Here is a 6296-nt window from a genome sequence, read left to right on the forward strand (position 1 = left end):
ACTACTTCCTCCTATTTTATAGGGTCATTAACTTATACATTTACTCCTAATGCGTAACCCCTGGGGAAGTCGGTGTGGAAGTGGGTTTGGAGGGGGTGGTGTATCGTCTATGTATCTTGAGAATGTTGCACGAAGTGCCATTCATCTCTGGTAGTATTGAAGAGCGTGTGTGTAAGGTGCTTGGGGTGAAGGGGGATGGGCAAAGTGCTTTAATGGAGGCGGTGAAGGCTGAGCTGGAGGAGTAGAATGTTTTGTAATTCAAAATAATTGTGCTATATTTGTGGCGCAATTCAAAACTTTTGATGTGAGGATAATTAGTATAAGACGTATTCGGGAGTATTACGAGGCACACCCTGAGAGCAAGGTGGCTTTGCTTTACTGGGTGGAGGTTGTAAAGCGAGCTAAGTGGAGCAATGCTATGGATGTGAAGCGTAGTTTTGGGAGTGTAGACTCGATTGGCGGTCAGAGATATGTCTTTAACATAGGGGGCAATAAGTTTAGGCTTGTTGCGGTTGTGCAGTTTAATCACGATTGTGTATATATTCGCTTTATAGGCACACATAGTGAGTATGATAAGATTGATTGTAGGACTATATAGATAGAGGGGATTATGGATATTACGAGAGAAAAGTATGAGTATGCCCTCAATAGGATTGAGGAGCTTTTGCCACTTATGGAGCGTGGTGAGTTATCTACTTCGGAGGATAGCGAGTTGGCGATCATGAGTGATATTGTGGAGGCGTATGAGGCGGAGCATTATGCTCTTGACACTTTGTCGGTGGGAGAGATGATTAGGTACGCTCTTGATGAGTGTGGCAAGAGTCAAGCGGAACTTGCCCGTGAGCTTAATTTGTCGGCCTCTCGTATTAGTGACTTTGTGAATGACCGGAGCGAGCCTTCGTTGCGTGTTGCAGGGGAGATTTGCAGGTTGCTAGATATTAGTCCTCAGATGATGTTGGGGGTGTAGATAGTTTCATGAGACTGTTGCACGAAGGCGATCTGCTGAGCCTAGGCTTCCGTAAGGATGCCAAGGCACATAATGTTGCTTTCGGGATTCGGAATCGGTCACGTACGTGAGTACGCTCCCAGCGCCCTAGTTGGGCCTTGGTGCCTTACGGCACCTTGCCCTCACCCTCAGCGCCTTGCATCTCATCTTCGTTCAAAAGTCTCAGCACATTTGAAGCAAATGTGCGAGAATGGCACTTCGTGCAAACATTCTCTCTGTAGCTAAGACAATAAAAAAGGACCCCCGAGAGGAGGTCCTTTATAGTTATGTATTAGGGATCGTAGCTTAGAAGGTGAGGGTAGCACCTACTACGAAGTGAAGTGGTGCGGCAGGGAAGTAAGTAGCCCATGCCTTATGCTCCACTTTCCCATCCACTACTTCTACATAGCCCCCGCCAAAGCCATTGGTCACGTAGCTACTATTGTAGAGGTTGAGCACCTGTAGCTGAAGCGCTAGGGTCTGCCCATTTCTGAATGGTTGCAGATAATTGGCCATGAATTGACCTGTGTAGTAGTGTGGAATTGAGCGGTTCTCAAAGCCCGAGTTATCCAAATACTGTTTGCCTACATAGTTGCCACTGAGTGCCAAAGAGAGACGGTCAATGGGCGACCAAGTTAGCGAGTGATTGAGCAATAACTCAGGGCTCTTTGAGAGGGGAGTGCCCTTGAGAGGGGTCACTTCTTTTTTCTCGGTAGTATAATTGTCCTCAACAAGTGTCATCTCCACTACTCTATTGCGGGAGAGGGTACCATTGGCCGATAGCGTGAGCTGAGAGGTGATCGCCCAGGTAAATCCTAGCTCTGCACCAGCACGGTAGCTCTTAGGTACATTCATAAGGAGTGGTTCGCCTACGTCACTCACCTTGCCATTTTGCACCAATTGATCCTTGTAGTACATTCCGTAGAGATTGGCAAATAGGCTGAGGTTCTCCCCATTATTCCAATTGCCCCCTAGCTCTAGGTCGAGCATATACTCGGGACGAGGCATGATCTCATTGCCATTGGCATCGTACTCCTTGCTCTCAGTATAGGCCTTGCGATTGGGCTCCTTGCCAGCAGTGGCTAGCGAGAGGTAGAGAGAAGTCCGATAATTGGGGCGATACTGAATGCCCACCTTTGGGAGGATAAAGTTGTAAGGTAAGCGGTAGTCGAGCTGATCTAATTTCTTATCGTGCTTGCTCCACTTGTCGGTAGATCCGTTCATCACGGCATAGACGTGACGATACATCACATCGGCATAGAGCATCACCTCATAGGAGAGATCCAGCTCCCCCTTTAGGTAAATGGAGGCATCGGTACGGGTGGAGTGGTTGCGATAATACTCCTGATTAGGCGTGTACTCAATTGACTTATCCTCTACGTAAGGGATCAATCCATAGTGGTCGCCAATGTAGCGATTGGCTGCCAACCCTCCTGATAGGCGGAGATGGTCTACAGAGTAACCGATATTGAATATTCCACCAAAGAAGTGGTTGTCTAGGTACTTCTCTCTAATCAGCGTTCCCTTGGACTTGTCCGAAGCAGGCAATAGACCATACTCTCTTAGCTTCCGGCCGGTGCGGTACTCGTGAGTAAAGCCTTTGCCTCTAGTATAGTGAAGGGTGAGGTCGTACTTGAGGTTGGGCAAAGGGTAATGGCGGAAGATAGCGTAGGTATGCTGCTGGTCGTAGTTGTCGTTGTTGTCGTAGAATTGATGTTTGCTGGCATCCTTCTCACCGGGGTTCATCCAACCTGCCGAATTGAAGCGACGACCAAAGTCTTTCTCTTGGTCGGGCTCTAGACCATTCCACGCAATTCCTGTCTTCTGAATTCCACGGTGATGGATCAGGCGGAAGCTATAGTAGTTACCTTGATACATCGCCTGAGCTAGGTAAGCTAGTCCCTCAGTGCCAGAGCGATCTACATAGCCATTGCTACGAATATGTGAGAGGTTGCCCCCGAGTCGCCAACCACTAGATAGCTGACCACTCTCTAGGGCCACCCTATTGCGGTTCAGCCCGTACGAGCCCCAATGGGTGCTCAGGCTTCCTCCCGCTTTTGAACTAGGGTCGGCACTCTGCATATCCATCGTTGCACCAAAGGCACCAGCCCCGAAAGAGGAGGCTCCAGCTCCGCGGACAATTACAATATCCTTCAGACGCGAACCGAAGTCGGGCATATTGGCCCAGAAGACGGTCTGGCTCTCCGAATCATTCACCGGCACCCCATTGACTGTGATATTGACACGAGTGGGATCCACACCACGAACCGTGAAGTAGGTGTAGCCTCCGAAGACGCCACTCTCATTGGTGGTGACGAGCGAAGGGGTGCCCTTCAGAAGGGAGGGAATATCCCACGCTGTGGTCTGTTGCTGTAGCTTCTTTACCGCTATCTTTTGCTTGGTGATGGGGACCCTTTCACCAGGGCGAGTACCAAGTACTACCACCGTCTCCAGATCTCCAGTCATCTCCACCTGCTCTTGTGCCGAGGTGGCTACTGGCAATAGCATTAAGAGCAGCCCCGAAAGGGTGGCTCTCAATTGTTTGGTTGTTCTCATTATCTTTTCTCCTTTTTGTATTTGATAAACATTTCATTTGAGCTGTTGCCATATCTTTTATGTCTCAAATAAGGAGTGATATTGAAGATAAGAGAGAGGCGAGACACTCAGCGGTCGCTCGCCTATTTGCATCCCTGCGCCGGCATTGTCCGTACAGGTTGGAGGGTCTCTTCTCAGCCAAAGCAATTGCCTTTAGCACCCCTTGCGAGTTTAGAATATATGGTAGCACAGCTACTTCATTTGCAAAGTTACGTGAAATAAGCCGACCTAGCAAATAGGGCATCGTGAAGAGCCTCGGTCAAGGGGTTGCGTTTTAGAAGAATCTTTTCGAGTGGCATTCATGGGAGTGTCCATGGAGAAATGATCTCGGCAGAGGTTCTAAAAAAAGTACCCGTGAGGGTGCCACTCAGATAGCCCCCGCGTCGGAGGGGCAAAAGCCCCGAACGATCGGCGGGAAAATGGATGCGGTATCAGTAATCGACCCTCGTGGTCGCACTTGGATCGGTAGGTGCGACCACAAGGGTCGAGGGATTTGGAACAACTCGCAACCCGCTGGTCTTCGGCTCTGCGAGCCTTGACCGGCAGGCTATCTGAATGGCACCCTATCGGGTGCTCTCATACCCTTATAGACGATATATTCAATCTAATACCTGATGACGAATCATCTAATGCGTTACCCCTAGATAGGATCGTGATAGAAAAGAGAGAAAAGAACTTTCTTGGTACCTTTGTATAGTTTAAGTATTGAAAATATTAATTCTCTGATTATGGCTACAAAACATTACATTGCTTTATGGCTGATTCTTTGCCTTGCTCCGCTTTCACTCTTTGCTAGTGAGCCCCCACTTCTGCCTATGCCTAAGGTGGTCACGTGGGGCGAGGGGTATTTAGCGCTTGATTCACTTGGAGATAAGGTGGATGCTCCTTTTGAGCTTCAGCAGTATAGCTCTTTAATTAGTAGTGAGTATCCACTCGGAGGTGGAAGGGGGGTGGTCTCGCTTTCACTTGGCCTGAAGCACTCCAATCGTGAGGCCTACCGACTAGAGGTGAGTATAGAGGGGATAAGGATGCAGGCGGTGGAACCTATCGGGATCTTCTATGCCATTCAGACGTTACGCCAGCTCTATGATCCGGAGCAGCGGGGTTTTAGATTGGTGGCTATTGAGGATTATCCAGCGTTTCCTTGGCGTGGCTATATGATTGATGTAGGTCGCAACTATCAGCGGGTGGAGCTGATCAAGGAACAGATAGATGTGATGGCGGCCCTCAAGCTCAATATCTTTCATTTCCATCTCACTGAGGATGTGGCGTGGCGACTGGAGATAAAGCAGTATCCTCAACTCACTGCTCCTAAGAGTATGACACGGGACCACGGACTTTACTATTCGGAGGCTGAGGTGAAGGAGCTCCAACGTTACTGTAGTGACCGAGGGATTACTCTGGTGCCTGAGATAGATATGCCTGGCCACTCCAAGGCTTTTAAGCGGGCGATGGGCTTTGATATGCAGACGTCCGATGGGCGGGAGGCGGTGCTCAATATCCTGCGTGAGGTGACGGAGACTTACGATTTTCCGATTATCCATATCGGGGGTGACGAAGTGCAGATTACCGATTCTACCTTTCTGCCAGAGATGACCCGATTCCTTGAGCAGAAGGGTATCACGGTGGTTGGGTGGCAACCAGGGGGCAACTTGACCTCAAGTACCCTCCGACAGCTTTGGGGCGAAGACTCTAGTACACTCTCCAGTGGCTCCTCACTTCGCTTTATTGATTCCCGAAACCTTTATACCAATCACCACGACCCTTTTGAGGCGATCCCTCTGATCTTCAATCATCAAATTGGTGGTGTTGACAAGGCTACCGACCGGGCTTTGGGTGCTACCCTTTGCCTTTGGAACGACCGTCGGCTCAGGAGAGGAGAGGATAATCTGCTTCACAATCCTCTCTATCCTTCACTCTTTGCCTTTGCAGAGAGGTGCTGGAGTGGGGGCGGTAGTGCCTACTCTTATGTGGGCATTCAAAAAGGGACCCTTCAGGAGTTTGCCAACCTAGAGGATCGTATGTTGGCACTTCGGGAGAAGCAATTCCCGCACCTCCCCTTTCAGTACTACAAGCAGAGCGATATCAGCTGGAATATCTATGGCCCGTACGATAATGGGGGCCAAACGGACACACGCTTTGCGCCCGAACTGGTGCCACTTGAGACACTCACCCCTGATACCACCTTGGTAGGAGCTACCATTATCCTTTGCCACTTTTGGCACCCTGCTGTGCGTGGGCACTTCCAAAATGCAAGGGCCAATACCACCTATTACGCTAGCCGTAAGGTGTGGAGTGACCAGGAGCGAGAGGCGGAGATGTGGATAGGCTTTTACGACTTTTCGCGCTCTACCGCGACCCCTACTCCAGCGGAGGGAACGTGGAATAATTATGATGCTAAGATTTGGGTCAATGGTGAGGAGATCGCACCTCCACATTGGCTGAGAGCTGGTCAGGATGGAGGAAATAACGAATATCCTTATGAAGATGAAAACTACTTCATTCGCCCTCCACACCGTGTCCACCTCCACCGAGGGTGGAACGAGATTTTAGTCAAAGCACCTATCACTGCACTCTCGTCGGGCATTTGGTACGCCCCGAATAAGTGGATGTTTACAGCCATTATCCTTCCTTAGTTGAGAATGGCACTTCGTACAACATCCTCTGTGGTGCGGGTGCCTAATCGGACAAGTCGGACAAGTCGGACAAGTCGGAC

5 protein-coding genes and 1 riboswitch are annotated in these 6296 nt (G+C 49.7%); of the genes, 4 read left to right on the forward strand and 1 reads right to left on the reverse strand.

The window, feature by feature from the left end:
- The first annotated feature begins 122 nt into the window (after nt 1–122).
- From HMPREF3027_RS09795 to HMPREF3027_RS03820, 3 genes are read left to right on the forward strand one after another with little or no spacing between them, the layout of a single operon-like run.
- A complete protein-coding gene (locus tag HMPREF3027_RS09795) occupies nt 123–245 on the forward strand; it encodes a hypothetical protein (RefSeq protein WP_256374356.1) in 123 nt (40 codons plus the stop codon).
- Between the two features lie 59 nt (nt 246–304).
- Nucleotides 305–598 carry a type II toxin-antitoxin system HigB family toxin gene (locus tag HMPREF3027_RS03815; protein WP_070707187.1) on the forward strand — a complete coding sequence of 98 codons (294 nt, stop codon included), beginning with the start codon at nt 305–307 and terminating at the stop codon, nt 596–598.
- Nucleotides 599–610: 12 nt separating this feature from the next.
- Nucleotides 611–967, forward strand: coding sequence for a helix-turn-helix domain-containing protein (locus tag HMPREF3027_RS03820; RefSeq protein ID WP_021902841.1), 357 nt, complete (start codon nt 611–613; stop codon nt 965–967).
- Between the two features lie 324 nt (nt 968–1291).
- Here the strand turns inward: HMPREF3027_RS03820 and HMPREF3027_RS03825 are convergent, their stop codons facing one another.
- A complete protein-coding gene (locus HMPREF3027_RS03825) occupies nt 1292–3541 on the reverse strand; it encodes a TonB-dependent receptor (RefSeq protein WP_246830519.1) in 2250 nt (749 codons plus the stop codon).
- A gap of 114 nt (nt 3542–3655) precedes the next feature.
- Nucleotides 3656–3754: riboswitch (TPP riboswitch) on the reverse strand.
- 554 nt (nt 3755–4308) lie between these two features.
- Between HMPREF3027_RS03825 and HMPREF3027_RS03830 the strand changes: the two genes are divergently transcribed.
- Entirely contained in the window at nt 4309–6216 is a 1908-nt protein-coding gene (locus HMPREF3027_RS03830; RefSeq protein ID WP_070707168.1) for a family 20 glycosylhydrolase, read from the forward strand.
- Nucleotides 6217–6296: the final 80 nt, after the last annotated feature.

Source organism: Porphyromonas sp. HMSC077F02 (assembly GCF_001815465.1).
Lineage (GTDB): Bacteria > Bacteroidota > Bacteroidia > Bacteroidales > Porphyromonadaceae > Porphyromonas_A > Porphyromonas_A somerae.